Source organism: Paraburkholderia sp. SIMBA_054, from assembly GCF_046534875.1.
Lineage (GTDB): Bacteria > Pseudomonadota > Gammaproteobacteria > Burkholderiales > Burkholderiaceae > Paraburkholderia > Paraburkholderia hospita.
Map to the genome: position 1 here is coordinate 165,171 of NZ_JAWRXV010000020.1, position 20,752 is coordinate 185,922.

Here is a 20,752-nt window from a genome sequence, read left to right on the forward strand (position 1 = left end):
ACGATGGCCACGCAACAGAAAGAAGGCCGCGTCGTCATTCTCGGCATCTTCGTGACGGACCTCACGTTTCGCGCGGACCGCATGCCACTGATCGGCGAAACGATCGCGGGCAATGCGTTCAAGATGGGCCCCGGCGGCAAGGGCTCGAACCAGGCCGTCGCGGCGGCGCGCGCGGGCGCCGACGTGGTGTTCTGCACGCGTATCGGCAACGATGCGTTCGGCCAGATTGCCCGCGCGACGTGGGACGCCGAAGGCATCACGGCGCGCGCGTCGGTGATCGACGGCGCATCGACGGGCGCAGCGCATATCTTCGTCGATGACATCACCGGCAAGAACGCGATCATCGTCGCTTCCGGCGCGGCAGCAACGATGAATGCGGGCGACGTTGACGCGATCGAAGCGGATATCGCCTCGGCGCGCGTGTTCGTCACGCAACTCGAACAGCCGGTCGGCGCTGCGAAGCGCGGCCTCGAAGTCGCGCGCAAGCATGGCGTGACGACGGTGTTCAATCCCGCGCCCGCGTTGCCGCTCGACGACAGCATTTTCCCGCTGTGCGACTACATCACGCCGAACGAAACGGAGACGACCGCGCTGACGGGCATCGAGGTCAGCAATGTCGACGATGCGCGCCGCGCCGCTGACGTGCTGCTGAAAAAAGGCGTGCGCAATGTGATCGTGACGCTCGGCGAAGCGGGCGCGCTGCTGCATTCGGCGGAGCAATCGGTGTTCGTGCCCGCGTTCCAGTGTGGACGCGTCGTTGAAACAGCAGGCGCGGGCGATGGTTTCACAGGCGGCTTCGCGGCGGCGCTCGCGCGCGGCGCGGATGCCGTCGATGCGACGCGTTTCGGCTGCGCGCTGGCGGGCATTTCGGTGACGCGGCCCGGCACCGCGCCTTCGATGCCGACGCTCGCCGAAGTCAACGAGGTGCTGGCACAGGCCGGTCATCCGCTTTCAACGCATTGAGCGCGTGCGCCGCCCGATGCGGCGCGCGGCATGAAGGAGTTCGTTTCGACATGAAGTCCTCGCTTTTCGCCGGCCTGTTTCGCGACCGGCAACTGAACTTTCTGCTAGCGGTGAACGTGCTCGTCGTGCTCGCCGCGACCTGGATCTCGCACGGCCAGTTCGTCTCGCTCGACAACCTTCAGTCGATGGGCGGCCAGTTGCCCGAACTCGGGCTGCTCGCGCTCGGCATTATGCTGTCGATGGTGTCGGGCAACGGCGGCATCGATCTGTCGGGCGTTGGGCTCGCGAACCTGTCGGGCATGGTCGCGGCGCTGATCGTGCCGAAGTTCATCAGCGGCGACGATTCGCCGATGCTCTATACGAGCGTGTTCTGCGCGATCGTCGTGTGCATGGGCGCCATTGGCGGGCTGGTGAATGGCGTCGTGATCGCGCGCTTGCGCCTCACGCCGATTCTCTGCACGCTCGGCACACAGCTGCTGTTCACGGGTTGTGCCGTCGTGTTGAGCAACGGCGCGTCGGTTCACGTCGATTATGTCGAGCCGCTGTCGGATATCGGTAATGGCACGTGGTTCCAGGTGCCTGTTTCGTTCGTGATCTTCATCGCGGCTGTCGTCGTGCTCGGCTGGCTGCTGCGGCGCAGCCCGTTCGGCTTGCGTCTGTACCTGATGGGCACGAACCCGAAAGCCGCGTTCTACGCGGGCATTCCGCGCGTGCGGATGCTGGTTCTCACGTACATGATGTGCGGCATTCTCGCGTCGCTCGCGGGGCTGATCAGCGTCACGCACACGTCGAGCGCGAAGTGGGACTACGGCAATTCGTATCTGCTGATCGCGATCCTGATTGCCGTGATGGGCGGCGTGAATCCTGCGGGCGGTTATGGCCGCATCATTTGCGTGTTCTTCGCGGCGACGGTGCTGCAGTTTCTGTCGAGCTTCTTCAATCTGCTCGGCGTGTCGCAGTTCTTCGGCGATTGCGCGTGGGGTTTCCTGCTGCTGGCGTCACTCGCATTTGCGGGCGGCGAGCGCGTGCGCGCGATCTTCGGTTTCGCGCAACCGAATCAACGGCGCTAGCGTTGTAGCGATAGTTTCAGCGGACATCGGGGCCCTGGATTTCCGCGTGCATATGAAGGGGCGACACTCACTCAATGACTAAATCACTAAAGGCAACGGAGACAAACGCATGAAACTGACCCGACTGAGCGCCGCCCTTGCGACTGGCGCACTCGCGCTCGGCGTGATCGCCGCCGCGCACGCCGCCACCAACGAAACGATCGTCACGGTCGTCAAGGTAACGGGCATCAACTGGTTCAACCGGATGGACGAAGGCGTCAAGGAGTTCGCGAAGGACAACCCCGGCGTGCAGGCGTATCAGACGGGCCCGGGCCGTGCCGACGCCGCGCAGCAGCTGAAGATCATCGAAGACCTGATCGCGAAGAAAGTGACGGCCATCGCCGTCGTTCCGTACGATCCGCCGACGCTCGAACCCGCATTGAAGAAAGCGATGGATCGCGGCATCAAGGTCGTCACGCATGAAGCGGACAACGCGAAGAACACGATGGTCGACATCGAGGCCTTCGACAACTCCGCGTACGGCGCGGGCCTGAACGAGCGCCTCGCATCGTGCATGCATCAGGACGGCAAGTGGGCCGTGCTGGTCGGCTCGCTCGGCAGCCGCTCGCAGGTGCAATGGGCCGACGGCGGCATCAACAACGCGAAGGCCAAGTACCCGAAGTTGAATCTCGTCGAGCCGAAGCTCGAAACGAACAACGACGGCGAGAAAGCGTATGAAGTCGCGAAGGAAGTGCTGCGCAAGCATCCCGACCTGAAGGGCTTCCAGGGTTCGTCGTCGCTGGACGTGATCGGTATTGGCCGCGCGGTTGAAGAAGCGGGCATGCAAGGCAAGATCTGCGTGTACGGCACGGGTCTGCCGACGGAAGCAGGCAAGTTCCTCGAAAGCGGCGCGGTGAACGGCATCGCGTTCTGGGATCCGAAGCAGGCCGGTCTCGCGATGAACAAGGTCGCGCAGATGCTGGTCGAAGGCAAGACCGTGCAGAACGGCGCTGATCTCGGCATTCCGGGCTATACGAAGGTGACGGTCGAGAAGGGTCCGGGCAAGGGCATCATCGTGCGCGGCCAGGGCTGGGTGAACGTCGACAAGACGAACTACAAGCAATACAACTTCTGATCGTGGCATCACCGCGTGCGGGCTTTCGCGAGCGAACGCCCGCACGCTTCGACATTCATCTGGAGCACGGCTTTTCAGCATGAATCAAAACGTTTCCTCCACGCCGTTCCTGCAGGTGGTCGGCGTACATAAGCGGTTCACGGGCGTGCATGCGTTGCGCGGCGTGAGCCTGTCTTTCGAGCGCGGGCAGATCTATCACCTGCTCGGCGAAAACGGCTGCGGCAAGAGCACGCTCATCAAGATCATCTCCGGTGCGCAGCCGCCCGATGAAGGCGAGCTGATTATCGAAGGCGTTTCGCACGCGCGGCTCTCGGCGCTCGAATCGCTGGCGGCAGGGATCGAGACGGTCTATCAGGACCTGTCGCTGCTGCCGAACATGAGCGTCGCCGAAAACGTCGCGTTGACGTCGGAGCTTGCGGAGCACAACGGGCGCCTCACGCGCACGTTCGACCGCAAGGCGCTAGCGCGCACTGCGGCGAAAGCACTCGAAGCCGTGGGCCTGCCAGGCGATGCCGAATTCCAGTCGACGCTGATCGAACAGTTGCCGCTCGCGACGCGGCAACTCGTGGCGATTGCGCGAGCGATTGCGAGCGAAGCGAAGTTCGTCATCATGGACGAGCCGACCACTTCGCTCACGCAAAAAGAAGTGGACAACCTGATCGCCGTACTCGGCAATCTGCGCGCGCAGGGCGTGACGGTGCTGTTCGTGAGCCACAAGCTCGACGAGTGCTATGCGATCGGCGGCGAAGTGATCGTATTGCGTGACGGCCAGAAGATGGCGCAAGGCCCGATTGCCGATTACACGAAAACGCAGATCAGCGAGCTGATGACAGGCCGTCATCTGTCGAGCGAGCGGTATCGCGAAGGCGAAGTCGGCAAGGAAGTCGTGCTCGACGTGAAGGGCTATACGCGCGGCGCGCAGTTCCGCGATGTGTCGTTCGCGCTGCATCGCGGAGAAATTCTCGGCGTGACGGGACTGCTCGATTCGGGCCGTAACGAACTGGCGCGCGCGCTGGCGGGCGTCGCTCCGGCTGAGAGCGGCACGGTCACGCTCGAAGGCAAGCACGTTGTGCTGCGCACGCCGTCGGACGCGAAGGACCATCGGATCGGTTATGTGCCCGAAGACCGCCTGAACGAAGGGCTTTTCCTCGACAAGCCGATTCGCGACAACGTGATCACCGCGATGATTTCGAGCTTGCGCGACCGCTTTGGACAGATCGACCGCGCTCGTGCGCAGCAGCTTGCCGAGCAGACGGTGAAGGACTTGCAGATTGCGACGCCTGGCGTCGACAAGCCGGTGCAGTCGCTGTCGGGTGGCAACCAGCAGCGCGTGCTGATTGGCCGCTGGCTTGCGATCGATCCGCATGTGCTGATCCTGCATGGGCCGACTGTCGGCGTGGATGTGGGTTCGAAGGACATCATTTATCGGATCATGCAAAAGCTGTCGCAGCGCGGCATTGGCATCATTCTGATCAGCGATGACTTGCCCGAACTGCTGCAGAACTGCGATCGCATTCTGATGATGAAGAAGGGCCGCGTGGCGAGCCAGTATCGCGCGGATCAGTTGAACGAAGCGGAGCTGTATCACGCTTTGCTGTCAGAGGCTGCATAAGATGTCGTCAATCATGGACCGGACCGTGACTACCCCCAACGTCGTCGAAATCGCGCCCGAGGTGAAGCCGCCCACGTGGCGCGCGAAGCTCTCGCGCAACCCGGAGTGGTTCACGGCGGCGCTGATCGTCGTGACGTGCGTGATCGTTGGCGCGATCAATCCGCGGTTCTTTCAGCTAGCGACGCTGTTCGATCTGCTGCATTCGGCGACGACGATGTCGCTGTTCGCGCTTGGGACGCTCGTTGTGCTCGCGTCGGGTGGTATCGATGTATCGTTCACGGCGATTGGCGCACTCACCATGTATGCGATTACCAAGGCTGTGTTTGCCTGGTGGCCGGATGCGCCGTTTGCGCTGATTCTTGTTGTTGGCGCGCTGGGCGGCATTGTGCTTGGGGTGATTAATGGCGTGCTCGTGCATCGGCTGAAAGCGCCTTCGCTGATTGTGACGATTGGCACGCAGTATTTGTATCGCGGGATTTTGCTGACGTTTATCGGCACGACGTTCTTTATGAACATTCCGCACAGCATGGATCATTTTGGGCGTATTCCCCTGTTCTTTTATCACACGGGGGATGGGCTGCGGGCGGTGCTACCTGTGTCTGTGTTGGCGCTCGTGATTGCTGCCGTTGTCACGTGGTGGCTGCTTAATCGCACGATGATGGGGCGTGGTGTTTATGCCATGGGTGGCAGTCTGGCCATTGCCGAGCGGCTTGGTTATAACCTGCGGGCTATTCATCTTTTCGTGTTTGGTTATACAGGGATGCTCGCGGGGATTGCCGGCATTCTGCATGTGTCGAATAACCGGCTGGCGAATCCTTTTGATCTTGTCGGGACTGAGCTCGATGTGATCGCTGCGGTGATTTTGGGCGGGGCCCGGATTACTGGGGGGACTGGGACTGTTGTTGGCACACTGCTTGGGGTTGTGCTTGTTACGCTTATTAATAGCGTGCTTATTCTTGTTGGGGTGCCTAGTACCTGGCAGAAGGTTATTATTGGGGCGTTTATTTTGATTGCTGGGACGTTGTTTGCTTTGCAGCGGAAGGGTTGATTTTTCGTCTGCGACGCTGTTCGGTGCTTTTATGTTTTTGCTGGCATCCGCGATTTGTTATCGTGCTTCAAGCGTCGCCCCTGTGCGGGGCGGCACCTACTTTTCTTTGCCGCCGCAAAGAAAAGTAGGCAAAAGAAAGCGGCTCACACCGCCAGTTCTTGTGTTTGCCTGAGGGCCCCTACAGGGTCTTACGCTTCATACGGCAGCCTTTCTGTTTGTGTGCATTGCCAACGCTTTGAATATGCGCCTCACCCACTTCAAACACCCGTACACAGGCCAGCGGCAGTGAATGGTTGGCGCCGCCCAGGTGGCAAACTGTGTGCAGGTTGTCGCGTCGTACACGTTAGCGCTCTTACATGGTGGCACGCGTGTGCTATCGGTTCGAAGTGAAGCGTGTGTAGCGCTACGGCCTACACACAGTTTGCCACCTTGGCGGCGGGGGACTATCTGGAACGGCATGCTGGGACGCGGGCGCGTGAAGCGGGTGAGGCGCACATCCAGAGCGTTGGCAACAAGCATGATTCACGTGGTTGCCGTGTGAAGTGCGGGACCGGTTGGGGGCCCTCAGGCAGGAAGAAGGATTGGTGGTGTTAGCCGCTTTCTTTTGCCTACTTTTCTTTGCGGCGGCAAAGAAAAGTAGGTGCCGCCCCGCACAGGGGCGACGCTTGAAGCACGATAACAAATCGCGGATGCCAGCAAAAAGCCAAACCCTGCAACATCAAAGCGTGCGCAGCAAACACACTTCGCGGATGCCAGCGCAAAGCCATAAAACCCAACCCTGCGTCGCAGACAAAAAACTCACTTCCGCCTCGCGGTAACCTGCTGCCCCTTCTCAGTAATAACCGAAGCAAACTCCTCGATCTTCGAGAACCGAACCGCCTTAACAACACCAAACTTACTACTATCAACCACGAGATGACTCTCGACAGCCGCCGCCATCGCGGCCTGTTTCAGAGCGACTTCATGAAAATTCCAGCACGTCACACCGTGCGCATCATCAACGCCACCGGCGGAAATAAACGCCTTATTGATCCCCATGCGCCGAAGCACCTCGATGCTTTCTTCGCCCGAAAACGAATCCGACGACGGCACATAAACACCGCCCAGAAGAATCATCCGCACATTGGGCTTGCGCCGCAAAATCTCCGCAACGTTCAGCGAATAGCAGACAATCGTCACATGCAGATCGTTAGGGATCAGCCGCGCGAGCGTAGTAAGCGTCGTACCGCAGTCGATGAATAGCGTCTCGTTGTTCCCGATCAGCTTCGCCGCCACAGCCGACGCCTCCGCCTTGGCCTGCGCGAAGTGGTCCTTTTCCTGTTCCAGAGAATAGCCAGCCGTGTTCGGCACGTCCGTCGCGCTGACGATATAGCCGCCCAGATACGTGAAATGCCCCGGGCTCGCAGCAATGTCCCGGCGTACCGTCATCTCCGATACGCCCAGCAGCGTCGCCGCGTCGCGCAGGCGCATCACGCTCTGTTTGGCCAGCGCGTCGGCGAGCATGCGCAGACGTTCAGTTTTCAGCATGGGGATGGTCTCTTCAACGCGATGTTGAGCCGAGATGGCGCGTTAGATTTTGTTCGATTTCCTGAGAAGATTATAACAAGGCTGTGCCCCGCCGGCTGATGAATTTGCTCAATTTGCGGGCATTCCCCAACATCGCGTCCATGTCGGCGTCGGTGTCCATATCGAGGCGATGAAAACCCAGAACGCGTCAGATTTCGCCTATGTCGATTGCTTGGAAAAGCGGGGCATTCCACTTATTCTGACTTGAGCGCCCGGGAACTGATGCCGTGCCGCCCGGTCTTCTGCTTAATTCAAATCAGGAGCCACATCCATGACGCGTCCCGTCGATTCCGGCGTAATTCTTCTTGCCCGCCTTGCGCTTGCCGTGCTGTTCCTTTGGGGCGGCGTAATGAAGCTGCTCGGCTATGCGGGCTTCGTCGGTTATCTGCATTCGAAAGGCGTGCCGTTCGTGCAGGTCGCCGCGCCGATTGCGACGGCCGTCGAGGTGCTCGGCGGACTCTTCCTCGTGGTCGGCTTCAGGATCCGCGCGCTCGGCCTGTTCATGGCCGCCTATACGATCGCGACGGCCGTCCTCGGACACGACTTCTGGAACATCACCGACGCTGCCTTGCAGCGCGACATGATCATTCATTTCTGGAAGAACGTCGGCATCGCGGGCGGATTTTTGCTGCTGTTCGTGACGGGCGCGGGACGTTTCAGCATCGACGGCGCGCGCGCGCCACGCGGCGGCCTGGGCAGCAGCCTGTGATCGTTGCGCGTGCACGGCACGGAGCGGCACAAAAGCGGCACAAAAGCGGCACAAAAGCGGCAATAAGCGGGCCCTCCGTTGCGAGGCTGCCGCCAGAGCGGGCATCATTCGTGCAGCATCGATATCTGGCAAGCCAATTCGACTAAAAGGAGCACGCGATGATTCAAGCTTTTGACCAAACGATCAACGGCACGGTCATGCAGTTTTGCGCGAGCCTCGGCGAAGGGCCGACGCCGCATCGCGTGATCATCAGCCGGGCCGATACGGCCGAAACGCTGGTGATCCTCGATGCAGCCGGATTGATCAGCTCGATCAAGGCGGAAATCGAACAGCCGGAGACGCTCGTCGCCGACGCGATCCGCAAGGTGCAGAGCGAGGGGCTCATCGAAAAGGCGCTCGATACGGGCGCGATTCAGGAGACGACGCTGTAACGCCTGCTGCCGCTTCTGGCAAAACAGCACCCACGATGCCGCGTGCATCGTGGGTGTTGTGTTTTTGGCGTGTCATGTGTGTGTCATTTGCTGGCGTTCGCAGGCCGTGCGCCGTTGCGGCCAGCGCGCGCCCGATCGCGCGCGTGCGGTTCGGGATGCACGAGACACGCGAGCCCGAGCGCGCACAGCAGGATGCACGACGAGATCAGCGTCGACGATCTGAGGCCGGCCACCACGTGCGCTGCGCCCGCCGCATCCGACGCGCTCGCGAGCGCGCCGAACGCCGCCACGCCGACTGCGCCGCCCGCCTGCCGTGCCGTGTTCAGAACCGCCGACGCGGTGCCCGCGCGCTGCTTGTTGACGGAAGCGAGCACGGCCGTGGTCATCGCCGGAACGGCGAGGCCCATGCCGGACGGAATCAGCAGAAACGGCACGAGCAACGTCCAGAGCGGTGAAGCGGCTTGTGCGAAGTGCAGCAGCCCGTAGCCGAGGGCAGCCGTGATTGCGCCCGCGATCATCGGCACCCGCGCGCCGAAGCGCCCGACCACCCAGCCGCTCGCCACATTCGAGACCAGGAATCCGCCCGTCAGCGGCAGGAACGCGAGACCGGCCTGCAGCGGCGTCTCGCCGCGCGCGTGCTGCAAATAAAGGCTCAACACGAACACGACGCCGTAGTAAGTCAGATTTACGCAGATACCGAACAGCACGGCCGCGCTGAAGGTGCGGTTGCCGAAGAACGTGAGCGGCAGCATCGGCATATCGACGCGCCGTTCGGTGACGACGAACGCGATCGCCGCGATCAGCGCGAGCATGAAGCTGCCACAAACGAGCGGATGCGCCAGCCCGAGCGGCCGCCATTCGATCACGGCGCCCGTGAAGGCCGTCAGCGCGACGACCGCGAGCAGCTGGCCGACGGGATCGATGCCGCGCGCGGTTGAAGTCGTCGTGGCGTTACCAGGCGCTTTATCGATCGAGGCCGCCCGCGGACGCGGCACCCACGCGAAAGTCGCCGCCAGCCCCAACGCGCAGATGGGCAGATTCACCAGAAAGATCGCGCGCCAGCCGAGCGCAGCGATCAGCAGTCCGCCGATCACCGGGCCCGCCGCAATCGCGATCGCGCCCGCCGCCGTCCACAGGCCGACGGCGCGGGCGCGCAGCTTCGGATCGTGGCTGCACGCCTCGTTGAGCAACGCGAGCGAATTGGGCAACATCGCCGCTGCACACATCCCTTGCACGGCGCGCGCGGCGACGAGCAGCGCGGCGCCCGATGCGAGCCCGCAGGCCAGCGAAGCCGCCGCGAACAGCGCGATGCCGCACGCGAACATCCGGCGCGCGCCGAAGCGGTCGCCCAGCACGCCTGCCGACAGCATCAGCACCGCGAACGCGAGCGTGTACGCATCGACGATCCATTGCAGGCCCGTGACGTTTGCATGCAGATCCGCGCCGATCTTTGCGAGCGCGATGTTGACGATGGTCACGTCGAGTTGCGTGACGACGAAGCCGACGCTTACCGTCGCGACGATGCGCGCGAGCGCCGGCGTGAAGCGGGGTACAGGAGAAGTATTCATGCGTCGATGATAGGGCGGCCCTGCCATGCGACGTTTCGGACCGGCTTGAAGTGTCGATGCGACGACCAGTCCTTGCGGGCAAGTGGCGTGCCTGCGCACGCCACTTGAACAGCGTTACTGCGCGGCGTCCTTCTTCACGAAGCACGCGGTCAGCGCGCCGATCACGCACAGCGCGCCGACGTAGAGCGCGGGCGCCATCGGATTCGACTTCAGCATCAGCGACACGACGATCGGCGTCAGGCCGCCGAACACCGCGTACGCGACGTTGTACGAGAACGAGATGCCCGAGAAGCGCACGACAGGCGGGAACGCGTTGACCATCACGAAGGGCACCGCGCCGATCACCCCGACGAACAGGCCCGCGACGGCGTACAGCGGCACGAGCATCGCGCTATCGACGGCGAGTTGCTGGAACAGCACGTAATACGCGATACCGAGCCCCACGCAGCCGACGAAAATCGTGCGGCCCGCGCCGAAGCGCCCCGCGAGCGAGCCCGCCAGCACGCAGCCGATCGTCAGGAACAGCGTCGCGATGCTGTTGGCGAAGAGTGCCGTCGCCGGCGCGATGTGAAACTGCTTTTGCAGCAGCGTCGGCGTCATCAGGATCACGACGACGATTGCGGCCGACAGCATCCACGTCAGCAGCATCGACACGATCACGGTGCGGCCGTGATCGCGCAGCACGGCCTTCAGCGGAATTTCCGCAGCCAGCGACTTGCGCTGCTTCATTTCGGCGAACACGGGCGTCTCGTGCAGCCAGCGGCGCAGATACACCGAGAACAGGCCGAACACGCCGCCGAGCAGGAACGGGATGCGCCATGCGAAATCCGCGATTTCAGTAGCCGCGAAGTGGCGATTTACCGCCGACGCGACCAGCGAGCCGAGCAGGATGCCCGCCGTCAAGCCCGCTGTCAGCGTGCCGCACGCATAGCCGACGTGGCGCTGCGGCACGTGCTCGGAGACGAACACCCACGCGCCCGGCACTTCGCCGCCGACGGCCGCGCCCTGCATCACGCGGAACAGGAGCAGCAGCACGGGCGCCATGATGCCGATGCTCGCGTAGGTGGGCAGCATGCCCATCATCAGCGTGGGCAGCGACATCAGCAGCACGCTCAGCGTGAACATGCGCTTGCGGCCGAGCAGGTCGCCGAAGTGCGCCATGATGATGCCGCCCAGCGGCCGCGCCAGATAACCGGCGGCGAAGATGCCGAAGGTCTGCAGCTGGCGCAGCCAGTCGGGAATCGACTGCGGGAAGAACAGCTGTCCGATCGCCGGGGCGAAGAATACGAAGATGATGAAGTCGTAGAACTCGAGCGCGCCGCCGAGCGCGGCGAGGCTGAGCGTCTTGTAGTCGTGGCGGGTCAGAGGACGCGCGTGCGCGCTGTCCCTGGCGTGTGGTCTACCCAGTTCGGTTGCTTGCATTGCCTGTCGTTGTATGAATAGAAGAGCCGCGCGTTGCGCGCGGAGTACGGCGGTCGTCAGGCGGGAAGTGCGGCAGTGCGGGGTAGGGCACGGGACACGGCACGTCGGCCCGGATAGGGCGGCGTGATGACGATTTTGGCCAGCCCGCGATTTTACAGGATGTAATTTGTCGCAGAACCTTTGCAAATTCGGACAAGTCTTATGGGCTTAACGATACAGCGTGAACAGAATCGCGATCCTGGACCAATTGTCGAGGACTCATCCATGCGTATCGCCATTCTTCAACGTGACCTCGTGCAGGGTAAGTTGCTGGAAAAAATCATCGTTCAGGCTGGCCACAGTTGCGTCGTGTACGACGACGGCCTGACGCTCTCCAAGGTGCTCGCCCGCTCGACGGTCGATCTGCTGATTCTCGACTGGCACGCGCTGCGTCTGTCGGGCACGGACGTGCTCAAGGCGGTTCGCTCGGTAGGCGGCGAGCGCATGCCCGTGATGTTCGCTTCGGCGGATGGCTCGGAAGAAAGCGCTGTGCGCGCGTTCGTGCTGGGCGCCGACGACTACGCCACGCTGCCTGTGCGGCATGCCGAGTTTCGCGAGCGCCTGTCCGCGCTGCTGCGCCGCGCGTATCCGGAACGCTACGGCAAGGACAGTTTCGACGTCGGGCCGTATCACTTCGACACCCGTCGTCAACTGGTCACGCTGCGCGGCGCGCCCGTGCAGTTGTCGGGCACGCAGTACCGGCTTGCGTCGCTGTTCTTTTCGAACATCGGCCGCGTGCTGTCGCGCGATCACATCTTCGCGATGGTCTGGGGCCGCGAGTTTCGCGAGGTGACGCGCACGATCGACAGCCACGTGTCGCGCCTACGCGTGCTGCTGCAGATTGAGCCGCAAAACGATTTCCGTTTGCAGCCCGTGTACAAGAGCGGCTATCGCCTGCTGCATCTGCGCACGAACGAGACCGCCGTTGTGCCGCATGCAGAGGCGGCCTGAGCGGAGTTAAGCGGTTCTGGCGGCGGCTACCTGTGGAAGGAAGCCGCCGTTTTCTTTTTGTTTCCCGCGTTCGTGCTTACAGCTTTGGCAATGCCGGACGCATTTCAATCGAGCGACGGATCAGCGCTTCGACGGCCTTGCGCTCGTCGCCGGCGAGCGGCAGCCGCGGCGGACGCACCGGCTCCGTGCCAAGGCCGACAATCGCTTCCGCCAGCTTGATGTTCTGCACGAGCTTCGCCGACACATCGAGCGCGAGCAGCGGCGCGAACCAGCGATAGATCGCGCGCGCCTCTTCCAGCCGTCCCGCCTTCAGCAACTTGTAGATCGCGACCGTCTCGTGCGGAAACGCGCACACCAGCCCCGCGACCCAGCCATGCGCGCCCATCAGGATCGCTTCCATCGCCAGATTGTCGACGCCGCACAGAATTGCATAGCGGTCGCCGACTTCGTTGATGAGATCCGTCACGCGCCGCACGTCGCCGCACGATTCCTTGATCGCGACGATCTTCTTCTCGTCGGCGATTTCAGCGAACATCTCCGGCGTCATGTCGACGCCATACGCGAGCGGATTGTTGTAGATCATCAGCGGCAGCGGGCTGGCGTCGGCGACCATGCGGAAGTGGTTCAGCGTCTCGCGGCGGTCCGACAGATAGCGCAGGCCGGGCAGCACCATATAGCCCGCTGCGCCATGCTTCGCGCCCGCTTCAGCCTGGCGGCAGCCGTCGAGCGTGCTGTTTTCGGCGATCGTCAGCAGCACGGGCACCCGGCCGCGCGATGCTTCGACGGCCACGTCGAGCACCTGCAGCTTTTCATCGAGGGAAAGGGTGGACGCCTCGCCAAGCGAGCCGCACACGATGATCCCGTCGACACCCGCGTCGATCTGCGCCTCGATATTCTTGCCGGTCCACGCACGGTCTATGCTGAAATCCGCGTTGAACTTGGTGGTGACTGCGGGCAATACGCCTTCCCAGATATGCGCCACGACTGCTCTCCTGAAAGTGATGAGTCGAGTGCAGTGTAAGCATGGAATATTCGGATGTCTTGCGCGAATCGCGCGTTTCGCGTGACGATTTCGGCATAGCGGCTGTGCGAGAGGAGTCCATGATTTACGATGCTTTCGATGTTTAGATTCCGTCCTGTCCGGCCTGCCTCCGTCGAACGCCGCAGGATCGATGCCGCTTCCGTGCGCGATGCAGCCGCGCTCCGCTTGCTCGATGAACCGCCCGGCCACAACCTGGATGCGGGCAGCATCCACATTCTTCGGGCTATGCTGAAATCGTCACAATCCACGCGCAGCCGCGTCAAGACTGCACGCCGCCGCGTTTCTACCATGAGCGGCATGAAAACCTTGAACGTCATCGATTCGCACACGGGCGGTGAACCGACCCGCCTCGTGGTGTCCGGCGGCCCCGACCTCGGCGGCGGCACGCTCGCGCAACGGCTCGACGTGTTTCGCGCGCGCTTCGACGACTGGCGCGCGGGCATCGTCACCGAGCCGCGCGGCTCGGATGTGGTGGTCGGCGCGCTATTGTGCGAGCCGGATCGCAAGGAGTGCGCGGCGGGCGTGATCTTCTTCAACAACGTCGGCTATCTGGGCATGTGCGGGCACGGCACGATCGGCCTCGTTGTGTCGCTTGCGCATATGGGAAGCATTGGGCCGGGCCGGCATCTGATCGACACGCCGGTCGGCATCGTCGAGGCGACGCTCAACGACGATCTCAGCGTGTCGGTGCGCAATGTGCCTGCATACCGGCATCGCAAGGACGTGACCGTCGACGTGCCCGGCTTCGGCCCGCTGACGGGCGATATCGCGTGGGGCGGCAACTGGTTCTTTCTCGTCGCGAACCATGCACGCACGCTGGACGCGTCGAACATTCCCGAGCTCACGCACTTTACCTCGACGATCCGTGACGCGCTGATCGCGGCGGGCATCACGGGGGCGAACGGCGCGCTGATCGACCACATCGAGCTGTTCGGGCCGGGCTCGCGCGAAGGTATCGACAGCCGCAGCTTCGTGCTGTGCCCCGGCAACGCATACGACCGCTCGCCGTGCGGCACGGGCACGAGCGCGAAGGTTGCGTGCCTCGCCGCCGACGGCAAGCTCGCGGCGGGAACGGTATGGCGGCAGGAGAGCATCATCGGCAGCGTGTTCGAAGCGAGCTATGCGGAAGGCGGCACGCAGGACGGCATCGCGACCGTCATTCCGACCATCACCGGGCACGCCCACATCATGGCCGAGAGCCGCCTTTGCTTCGACGAGCGCGATCCGTTCGCGTGGGGCATCCGCACGGTATGACGGCGGATGTCGTGATCGTCGGCGCGGGTATCGTCGGCGCGGCGTGCGCAGCGGAACTCGCCGCGCGTGGCTTGCGCGTGACGGTGCTCGATGCGCAGGGTATCGGCGGCGGTGCGACGGCGGCGGGCATGGGGCATATTGTCGTGATGAACGACTCGCCGGCGGAATTCGCGTTGAGCCGCTATTCGCGCGACTTGTGGCTCGAACTTGCGCCGCAGTTGCGAACGCGCGATGCGTTTGCGCGCTGCGGCACGCTGTGGGTCGCATCCGACGCTGAAGAACTCGACGCCGCGCGTGAGATGCATGCCGGCTTCGTCGCGCAGGACGTCGCGGCGCAACTGCTCGACGAGCACGCGCTCTACGACTGTGAGTCGTCGCTCGCACCGGGCATGGCGGGCGGCTTGCTCATCGGCCACGACAGCATCGTGTATGCGCCGTCTGCTGCACAATGGCTGCTCACGCAATCGCCCGGCGCTGCGCGGATCGACGTGCGGCTGCAGGCGCAAGCCGTGGCCGTCGATGCGCAACACGTCACGCTGTCGAATGGCGAGCGCGTCGGCGGCGCGCACATCGTCGTCGCGAACGGATTGCAGGCGCGTGAACTCGTGCGCGGCTTGCCGTTGCAGCCTAAAAAAGGCCATTTGCTGATCACCGACCGCTATCCCGGTTTCATCCGCCATCAACTGCTCGAACTCGGCTATATCAAGAGCGCCCATCACGCGACGGGAACATCCGTCGCGTTCAACGCGCAGCCGCGGCCGACGGGACAACTGCTGATCGGCTCGTCGCGCCAGTTCGACACCACCGACGCAGCCGTCGAAATGCCCGTGCTCGCGCAGATGCTGCAGCGCGCGGCGCGTTATCTGCCCGCATTGCCGACGCTCAACGGCATTCGCGCATGGACGGGCTTTCGTGCGGCATCGCCGGATGGCTTGCCGCTGATCGGACCTGCGGGCGGCACGGCACCCGGCGTGTGGCTCGCGGTCGGCCATGAAGGGCTGGGCGTGACGACGTCGCTCGGTACCGCGCAGTTGCTCGCCGCGCAGATCACGCAGACAGCGGCTGCCATTGCTGTCGATCCGTTTCTGCCTGAGCGTTTCGAGTTTGGGGCGTGTCATGTCTGAAGTGCTTCTTCCACGCGTACGCGTCACGATCGACGGCGAGCCTGTCGAGATTGAGCAGGGCGCCACCATCGCCGCTGCGCTGGCGGTGTGCGGTACGAGCGCATACGGCACGCGCATGTCGATCATTGGCGAGCCACGCGCGCCGATGTGCGGCATGGGCGTGTGCCAGGAATGCCGCGTGACGGTCGATGGGCGCATGCATGTGCTCGCATGTCAGACCGTGTGCCGCGACGGCCAGATCGTGCAAACGACGAGGCCGCGATGAACGGTCAGCACTTCGATGTCGTCGTCGTGGGTGCGGGGCCGGCGGGTCTCGCTGCCGCTTGCGAGGCGGCGAAAACGGGCGCGCGCGTCTCCGTGCTCGACGACAATCCTCGCGCGGGCGGCCAGGTATGGCGCAATGGCCCCGCGCATCCCCCATCGGATGAATTGGCCGCGCTTCTGCATGAGATCCATGCGAACGGCAACGTGGCGCTCGTGTCTGCGGCGCGAATCATTGCGCCGCTCGACAAAGGCCGTCTGCTGATCGAATCGGCGGAACAAGGCGGCGCACGCATCGGCTACGACCGCCTGATTCTTGCCACGGGCGCGCGTGAACTGCTGTTGCCGTTCGACGGCTGGACGCTGCCCGGCGTGACGGGTGCAGGCGGCTTGCAGGCATTGATCAAGGGCGGCGTGCCTGTGCGCGGCGAGCGCATCGTGATTGCGGGCAGCGGTCCGTTGCTGCTCGCGTCTCTCGCGACCGCGCGCGCGGCAGGCGCGCGGGTCGTGGCCGTGGTCGAGCAGGCATCGTTGGCATCGGTGGTGCGCTTTGGCGTGTCGCTTGCGGCAACGCCCGCGAAGCTCGTGCAAGCGGCGCAACTGACGCGCGGTTTTGCAGGGCTTCGTTATCTGACGTCGAGCGTGGTGCGCGCGGCGCAGGGTAGTGGACATGTCGAGCGCGCGATCGTCGAACGCGCGGGCGGACGCATGGAGACGATCGATTGCGATCGCATCGCTTGCGGCTACGGCCTCGTGCCGAACACGACGCTCGCTCGCGCGCTGGGCTGCGCGACGCGCGCCGACGGTGCGATCGCCGTCGACGAAGCGCAGCGCACGTCCGTCGCAAACATCTTCGCGGCGGGCGAATGTGTGGGCGTCGGCGGGATGGAGCTTGCGCGGGTGGAAGGGCGGCTTGCGGGGCTTGCGGCCGTGGACGTCGAGCAGAGCGAGCAACTGAAACGGGAACGCGCGCGCTGGCAGCGGTTCGCTGCGCGCGTCGAGTCAGCATTCGCGTTGCGCGACCACACACGCCAACTACCCGCCGACGACACATTGCTATGCCGTTGCGAAGATGTATCGGTCGGCGAGGTCCGCGCGCATGCGAACTGGCGCGACGCGAAGCTGCACACGCGCTGCGGAATGGGCGCGTGTCAGGGCCGCATTTGCGGCGGTGCGGCGCAGGCGTTGCTCGGCTGGGATGTGACGCAGGTTCGTCCGCCCATCCACCCGGCGCAGATCGCCACGCTGATCCTTGCGGCCGATGAGAATCCGGCCGCACATTGACCCGCCCGTCCACGAGAAAAATACCGAGGCGCGCGCATCGAACGCATTGACGCAAGATTTTTTCGCCCGCCACGCGCCGCCCTATAATCGATCAGCCCGCGACACCCGCCGGGGCAATCTTCACCCTCTCGCAGTCCATGCACGGAACCCTCACGATGAACACGTTCGCTTCTACGCTTGACGCGCTCGATTCGGGTGAGGCGTCGCTGGCCGGGATGCTCTCGCATTTCGCGCTGCTCGAACCCGTTTTCGACGCGATGCCCGATATCGTGTTCTTCGTGAAGGACGCGCAGGCGCGCTACGCGCTTGTCAATCGGACGCTGGTGTCGCGCTGCGGATTCAAGGAGAAAGAAAAGCTGCTCGGCAAGACGGCGGAAGACGTGTTTCCGAGCCGCTTCGGCCGCATCTACACGGCGCAGGACAAGGCTGTGATCCATGTTGGCAATCAGATGGTCGATCAACTGGAGCTGCATCTGTATCCGGGCCGGCAGCCGGGCTGGTGCCTGACCTGCAAGCAGCCGTTGCGCGACGCGGCGGGGCGAGTGGTCGGGCTGGCGGGCATTTCGCGCGATCTGCGCGCCGATGAAATCAGCCACCCCGCGTATAGCCGGCTCGCGACGGTCGTGCAGCATCTGCAAGAGAATTATGTTCAGCCGCTGAATTTGAAGCAGCTTGCCGCGATGGCGGATATGTCGGTTGCGCAGCTCGAACGGTATTTTCACAAGGTGTTTCATCTGACACCGCGCCAGGTGCTGCTGAAGACCCGGCTCGATGCGGCGACCGCGTTACTCGTATCGCACGACAAGGTCACCGATGTCGCCGCCCTGTGCGGTTATACAGATCACAGTGCGTTCACGCGGCAATTCAAGGCGACCGTCGGCGTCACGCCGACCGAATACCGGATGCTGTTGCACGGCACCTCGCGCAACTAACTGTCAATTCCGCTGAGCGACATCGAGCAAAGGCAAACCAGCGATTAGCCGCGCTTGCGGCCAGAAGCCAGTCATAAGCAGCCAGATATAAGCAGCCAGAGAACGATGCCCGCCCGCCGTGCAAAGCTTCGCTATTACGTGTACGTGGTCGCGCTCGACGATACGGTCTGGAACGAGGCACGCTTTCGACGCGCGAATCCCGACTATCGGTTCGAACGGCCGTGCGTGTATGTGGGTATGACCGGGTTGGACCCGGACTTGCGTTTCGACCGGCACAAAGCGGGCATTCAGTCGAATCGCTATGTGCGCGACTATGGTTTGCGGCTGATGCCGGAACTATACGAAGTCTTCAATCCCCTGCCGTACGACGGCGCGCGAGACATGGAAGTCGAACTGGCGATCGGCTTGCGCGAAGCAGGGTATGGCGTGTGGCAGGCGTAATGTCGCAGGGCGAGACGCGCCGAAAAACGGGATGTGCTGGGCTTACTTGACGCCGAGTCCGCGCAAAATCGCGTTGCCTTCTGGCGTCAGGCGAATGTGTGATTCACCCGCATCCGTGGCGATGCTTTCGACGAGCCCGGCTTCCTGCAGCGTCGGAATCTCCGGCTTGGCGAACGCAGCCATAGGCGCGTGCAGCAACAGCAGCATCGTTGCAAGCTCATGCGGGCTGAGGAGCCGGCGGAGAATGGTCGTCTTTTTAGGCGGCGCGGCTTTCGCGGCGGCGGCTTGCGCAGATGCGGCCGGAGTGTCGGTCGCGATGCGGGTCGTCGAGTCGTTGCGGTCTTTGTAGTAATCCATCCTGGCACCTGGGTGGAACGCGGGTCAGTGTGAAGGACGAATACTGGCAGCGCAGACTTAAACGATTCTTAAGCCATCCGCCTTCGAGGGCGGAGAAGTTGTTACATCCAGTTACGCCGCCGCGTTTGCGAGCGGCCTCAGGGCGCGCATTCCTTGCTCGCGCTTTCGATCCACAGGTTCGACGTGTTGCGTTTGCCCGCGTAGTAGCGGAACGTCGTGCCGCCGTTGTCGGCGCGGACCTTGACGATATTGGACTCGCCGAAATCGAGCATCTGGCCTTGCGGAATGGGCGTGGCCTTGACGGGCGTGTCGTGCTTCGCCGCGGCTTGGGTCATGCACTGGATGACGTCGTTGACGGGGCGATTCGTCATGTTGTCCTTCATCGGATCGCCGGCATCCGGGTTGTGAGACGCCTGATATTGCGCGCAAGCGGCGAACAGCATCGGGATGGACAGGGTGACGGCTAGCTTCTTCATGAGTCTCCTTCTGGTTGGCGGTGGGCGCCGCACGAGGCGTCGGATGAGGGACGGGCTCGTCGATGCGGAACCGCAAAACGTTCGGGAAATTATATCGGTGCAAGCGGTGTGCCTGATTTTTCGCGGGCAATCGGTGGGGGGATTTCTCTTGCCGCCGGCGGTTTTATCGTTCTGATTTGGTCTATTTGGTTAATTTACGTTTCTATGCTGTGTTCTGATGGTGCGTATTTTTGTATTCAAATAAAACTAACTGGATGGTGCAAATTTAGTGAAAACCCCAAAAGACGGGCGTTGCGATGACGTGCAAACTTTAGCGCGGGTCGCGTCAGGTGCATCGGGAGCGGTTTTTGACGCGCTGTGTGGGGCACTATCGGGAGGGTTTTTTAGTCATGAGTTTTGCGTCGGTGCTGGTTTTGAATGGTCCCAATCTCAACTTGCTTGGCACGCGAGAGCCGACGATCTACGGCGCGGAAACGCTCGACGATGTTGCGCGTCGCTGCCGCGAGGCAGGACAAAGACTCGATCTCGCGATTGATTTTCGGCAGTCGAATGCCGAGCATCAGTTGATCGAATGGCTTCACGAAGCGCGTACGACGCAGCAGGGGATTGTGTTTAATCCTGCGGCCTACACGCATACTTCGGTGGCGATTGCGGATGCGCTGTCGGCGATTGGAAAGCCAGTGATCGAGGTGCATATCTCTAACGTTCACAAACGTGAAGCGTTTCGGCATCACTCGTATGTGTCCGCTGTCGCGGATGGGGTTATTTGTGGGTGTGGTACTCAGGGATATGTGCTCGCTCTCGAACGGATGGCGGAGATTTTGAAGTTGAGGTGATGCGCCTGCGCGGCGGTTTGGTTGTTGCCTTTGTGCTGGTGCCTGCGAGGCGCGGGCGATGCCGGTTGGGGTTGTTGGCTTTTCTTCGCTGGCATCCGCGAATTGCCTTCGTGCTTCGAGCGTTGCCGTTTGGTGTTTTGGGCTTTTCGCTGGCATCCGCGTTATGGTGTTTGATGTTCAGGCGTCGCCCCTGTGCGGGGCGGCACCTACTTTTCTTTGCCGCCGCAAAGAAAAGTAGGCAAAAGAAAGCGG

Annotated in this window: 22 protein-coding genes; 16 read left to right on the forward strand and 6 right to left on the reverse strand. The window is 62.9% G+C overall.

Annotation, left to right across the window (positions count from 1 at the left end; translation table 11 throughout):
* Nucleotides 1-3 precede the first annotated feature (3 nt).
* From rbsK to SB822_RS24585, 5 genes are all read left to right on the forward strand, one after another.
* Entirely contained in the window at nt 4-963 is a 960-nt protein-coding gene (rbsK, locus tag SB822_RS24565; RefSeq protein WP_007585639.1) for a ribokinase, read from the forward strand.
* 50 nt (nt 964-1,013) lie between these two features.
* On the forward strand, nt 1,014-2,033 hold the full coding sequence (locus SB822_RS24570; RefSeq protein ID WP_007585637.1) for an ABC transporter permease: 1,020 nt from the start codon (nt 1,014-1,016) through the stop codon (nt 2,031-2,033).
* 109 nt (nt 2,034-2,142) lie between these two features.
* Nucleotides 2,143-3,147, forward strand: coding sequence for an autoinducer 2 ABC transporter substrate-binding protein (locus SB822_RS24575; RefSeq protein WP_410855811.1), 1,005 nt, complete (start codon nt 2,143-2,145; stop codon nt 3,145-3,147).
* Between the two features lie 79 nt (nt 3,148-3,226).
* Nucleotides 3,227-4,759, forward strand: a complete 1,533-nt coding sequence (locus SB822_RS24580) for a sugar ABC transporter ATP-binding protein (RefSeq protein ID WP_079487163.1) — start codon at nt 3,227-3,229, stop codon at nt 4,757-4,759.
* 1 nt (nt 4,760) lies between these two features.
* On the forward strand, nt 4,761-5,807 hold the full coding sequence (locus SB822_RS24585; protein WP_079487162.1) for an ABC transporter permease: 1,047 nt from the start codon (nt 4,761-4,763) through the stop codon (nt 5,805-5,807).
* A gap of 798 nt (nt 5,808-6,605) precedes the next feature.
* Here SB822_RS24585 and SB822_RS24590 read toward each other — a convergent pair.
* Entirely contained in the window at nt 6,606-7,334 is a 729-nt protein-coding gene (locus tag SB822_RS24590) for a DeoR/GlpR family DNA-binding transcription regulator (RefSeq protein ID WP_007587535.1), read from the reverse strand.
* 310 nt (nt 7,335-7,644) lie between these two features.
* Between SB822_RS24590 and SB822_RS24595 the strand changes: the two genes are divergently transcribed.
* Both SB822_RS24595 and SB822_RS24600 read left to right on the forward strand, forming a co-directional pair.
* Nucleotides 7,645-8,082 carry a DoxX family protein gene (locus tag SB822_RS24595; RefSeq protein WP_007587532.1) on the forward strand — a complete coding sequence of 146 codons (438 nt, stop codon included), beginning with the start codon at nt 7,645-7,647 and terminating at the stop codon, nt 8,080-8,082.
* Between the two features lie 158 nt (nt 8,083-8,240).
* Nucleotides 8,241-8,513, forward strand: a complete 273-nt coding sequence (locus SB822_RS24600; RefSeq protein WP_114222441.1) for a hypothetical protein — start codon at nt 8,241-8,243, stop codon at nt 8,511-8,513.
* An 83-nt stretch (nt 8,514-8,596) separates the two neighbouring features.
* On the opposite strand, the gene SB822_RS24605 is transcribed toward SB822_RS24600, so the two are convergent.
* Both SB822_RS24605 and SB822_RS24610 read right to left on the reverse strand, forming a co-directional pair.
* The gene (locus tag SB822_RS24605) at nt 8,597-10,108 is read right to left on the reverse strand and encodes an MFS transporter (RefSeq protein WP_410855812.1); all 1,512 of its coding nucleotides are present in this window, start codon (nt 10,106-10,108) and stop codon (nt 8,597-8,599) included.
* Nucleotides 10,109-10,195: 87 nt separating this feature from the next.
* Complete coding sequence (locus SB822_RS24610) at nt 10,196-11,503, reverse strand: MFS transporter (RefSeq protein ID WP_410855813.1); 1,308 nt, start codon at nt 11,501-11,503, stop codon at nt 10,196-10,198.
* Between the two features lie 264 nt (nt 11,504-11,767).
* Between SB822_RS24610 and SB822_RS24615 the strand changes: the two genes are divergently transcribed.
* Nucleotides 11,768-12,493 carry a response regulator transcription factor gene (locus SB822_RS24615; RefSeq protein WP_007587528.1) on the forward strand — a complete coding sequence of 242 codons (726 nt, stop codon included), beginning with the start codon at nt 11,768-11,770 and terminating at the stop codon, nt 12,491-12,493.
* A 76-nt stretch (nt 12,494-12,569) separates the two neighbouring features.
* Here SB822_RS24615 and SB822_RS24620 read toward each other — a convergent pair whose 3' ends face one another.
* The gene (locus tag SB822_RS24620; RefSeq protein ID WP_086915274.1) at nt 12,570-13,475 is read right to left on the reverse strand and encodes a dihydrodipicolinate synthase family protein; all 906 of its coding nucleotides are present in this window, start codon (nt 13,473-13,475) and stop codon (nt 12,570-12,572) included.
* Nucleotides 13,476-13,823: 348 nt separating this feature from the next.
* On the opposite strand from SB822_RS24620, the gene SB822_RS24625 reads away from it, so the two are divergent.
* The 6 genes from SB822_RS24625 (at nt 13,824) to SB822_RS24650 (ending at nt 18,831) form a co-directional block, all read left to right on the forward strand.
* Entirely contained in the window at nt 13,824-14,789 is a 966-nt protein-coding gene (locus SB822_RS24625; protein WP_410855823.1) for a 4-hydroxyproline epimerase, read from the forward strand.
* Entirely contained in the window at nt 14,786-15,913 is a 1,128-nt protein-coding gene (locus SB822_RS24630) for an NAD(P)/FAD-dependent oxidoreductase (protein ID WP_410855824.1), read from the forward strand. Before SB822_RS24625 ends, SB822_RS24630 begins: the two co-directional genes overlap by 4 nt.
* Nucleotides 15,906-16,178 (forward strand): (2Fe-2S)-binding protein, encoded by a 273-nt coding sequence (locus SB822_RS24635; protein WP_410855814.1) that lies wholly within the window; start codon nt 15,906-15,908, stop codon nt 16,176-16,178. Before SB822_RS24630 ends, SB822_RS24635 begins: the two co-directional genes overlap by 8 nt.
* Complete coding sequence (locus SB822_RS24640; protein WP_410855815.1) at nt 16,175-17,458, forward strand: FAD-dependent oxidoreductase; 1,284 nt, start codon at nt 16,175-16,177, stop codon at nt 17,456-17,458. The genes SB822_RS24635 and SB822_RS24640 overlap by 4 nt, the downstream gene beginning before the upstream one ends.
* Before the next feature lie 155 nt (nt 17,459-17,613).
* Nucleotides 17,614-18,390: an AraC family transcriptional regulator gene (locus SB822_RS24645; protein WP_007587510.1), complete on the forward strand. Its 777-nt coding sequence runs from the start codon at nt 17,614-17,616 to the stop codon at nt 18,388-18,390.
* Between the two features lie 105 nt (nt 18,391-18,495).
* Nucleotides 18,496-18,831: a hypothetical protein gene (locus SB822_RS24650; protein ID WP_007587508.1), complete on the forward strand. Its 336-nt coding sequence runs from the start codon at nt 18,496-18,498 to the stop codon at nt 18,829-18,831.
* Between the two features lie 42 nt (nt 18,832-18,873).
* Here the strand turns inward: SB822_RS24650 and SB822_RS24655 are convergent, their stop codons facing one another.
* On the reverse strand, nt 18,874-19,188 hold the full coding sequence (locus SB822_RS24655) for a hypothetical protein (protein WP_410855816.1): 315 nt from the start codon (nt 19,186-19,188) through the stop codon (nt 18,874-18,876).
* 137 nt (nt 19,189-19,325) lie between these two features.
* Nucleotides 19,326-19,664 carry a hypothetical protein gene (locus SB822_RS24660; protein ID WP_410855817.1) on the reverse strand — a complete coding sequence of 113 codons (339 nt, stop codon included), beginning with the start codon at nt 19,662-19,664 and terminating at the stop codon, nt 19,326-19,328.
* Nucleotides 19,665-20,053: 389 nt separating this feature from the next.
* On the opposite strand from SB822_RS24660, the gene aroQ reads away from it, so the two are divergent.
* On the forward strand, nt 20,054-20,500 hold the full coding sequence (gene aroQ / locus SB822_RS24665; protein ID WP_007745275.1) for a type II 3-dehydroquinate dehydratase: 447 nt from the start codon (nt 20,054-20,056) through the stop codon (nt 20,498-20,500).
* On the forward strand, nt 20,497-20,752 hold a 256-nt coding region (locus SB822_RS24670), incomplete at its 3' end, for a hypothetical protein (RefSeq protein WP_410855818.1). The genes aroQ and SB822_RS24670, both read left to right, overlap by 4 nt.

What these genes read in the sequence shown, in the direction of transcription:
- rbsK (WP_007585639.1), top strand. Translation starts at nt 4, where the DNA reads ATGGCCACGCAACAGAAAGAAGGCCGCGTCGTCATTCTCGGCATCTTC.
- SB822_RS24570 (WP_007585637.1), top strand. Translation starts at nt 1,014, where the DNA reads ATGAAGTCCTCGCTTTTCGCCGGCCTGTTTCGCGACCGGCAACTGAAC.
- SB822_RS24575 (WP_410855811.1), top strand. Translation starts at nt 2,143, where the DNA reads ATGAAACTGACCCGACTGAGCGCCGCCCTTGCGACTGGCGCACTCGCG.
- SB822_RS24580 (WP_079487163.1), top strand. Translation starts at nt 3,227, where the DNA reads ATGAATCAAAACGTTTCCTCCACGCCGTTCCTGCAGGTGGTCGGCGTA.
- SB822_RS24585 (WP_079487162.1), top strand. Translation starts at nt 4,761, where the DNA reads ATGTCGTCAATCATGGACCGGACCGTGACTACCCCCAACGTCGTCGAA.
- SB822_RS24590 (WP_007587535.1), bottom strand. Translation starts at nt 7,334, where the DNA reads ATGCTGAAAACTGAACGTCTGCGCATGCTCGCCGACGCGCTGGCCAAA.
- SB822_RS24595 (WP_007587532.1), top strand. Translation starts at nt 7,645, where the DNA reads ATGACGCGTCCCGTCGATTCCGGCGTAATTCTTCTTGCCCGCCTTGCG.
- SB822_RS24600 (WP_114222441.1), top strand. Translation starts at nt 8,241, where the DNA reads ATGATTCAAGCTTTTGACCAAACGATCAACGGCACGGTCATGCAGTTT.
- SB822_RS24605 (WP_410855812.1), bottom strand. Translation starts at nt 10,108, where the DNA reads ATGGCAGGGCCGCCCTATCATCGACGCATGAATACTTCTCCTGTACCC.
- SB822_RS24610 (WP_410855813.1), bottom strand. Translation starts at nt 11,503, where the DNA reads ATGCAAGCAACCGAACTGGGTAGACCACACGCCAGGGACAGCGCGCAC.
- SB822_RS24615 (WP_007587528.1), top strand. Translation starts at nt 11,768, where the DNA reads ATGCGTATCGCCATTCTTCAACGTGACCTCGTGCAGGGTAAGTTGCTG.
- SB822_RS24625 (WP_410855823.1), top strand. Translation starts at nt 13,824, where the DNA reads ATGAGCGGCATGAAAACCTTGAACGTCATCGATTCGCACACGGGCGGT.
- SB822_RS24630 (WP_410855824.1), top strand. Translation starts at nt 14,786, where the DNA reads ATGACGGCGGATGTCGTGATCGTCGGCGCGGGTATCGTCGGCGCGGCG.
- SB822_RS24635 (WP_410855814.1), top strand. Translation starts at nt 15,906, where the DNA reads ATGTCTGAAGTGCTTCTTCCACGCGTACGCGTCACGATCGACGGCGAG.
- SB822_RS24640 (WP_410855815.1), top strand. Translation starts at nt 16,175, where the DNA reads ATGAACGGTCAGCACTTCGATGTCGTCGTCGTGGGTGCGGGGCCGGCG.
- SB822_RS24645 (WP_007587510.1), top strand. Translation starts at nt 17,614, where the DNA reads ATGAACACGTTCGCTTCTACGCTTGACGCGCTCGATTCGGGTGAGGCG.
- SB822_RS24650 (WP_007587508.1), top strand. Translation starts at nt 18,496, where the DNA reads ATGCCCGCCCGCCGTGCAAAGCTTCGCTATTACGTGTACGTGGTCGCG.
- SB822_RS24655 (WP_410855816.1), bottom strand. Translation starts at nt 19,188, where the DNA reads ATGGATTACTACAAAGACCGCAACGACTCGACGACCCGCATCGCGACC.
- SB822_RS24660 (WP_410855817.1), bottom strand. Translation starts at nt 19,664, where the DNA reads ATGAAGAAGCTAGCCGTCACCCTGTCCATCCCGATGCTGTTCGCCGCT.
- aroQ (WP_007745275.1), top strand. Translation starts at nt 20,054, where the DNA reads ATGAGTTTTGCGTCGGTGCTGGTTTTGAATGGTCCCAATCTCAACTTG.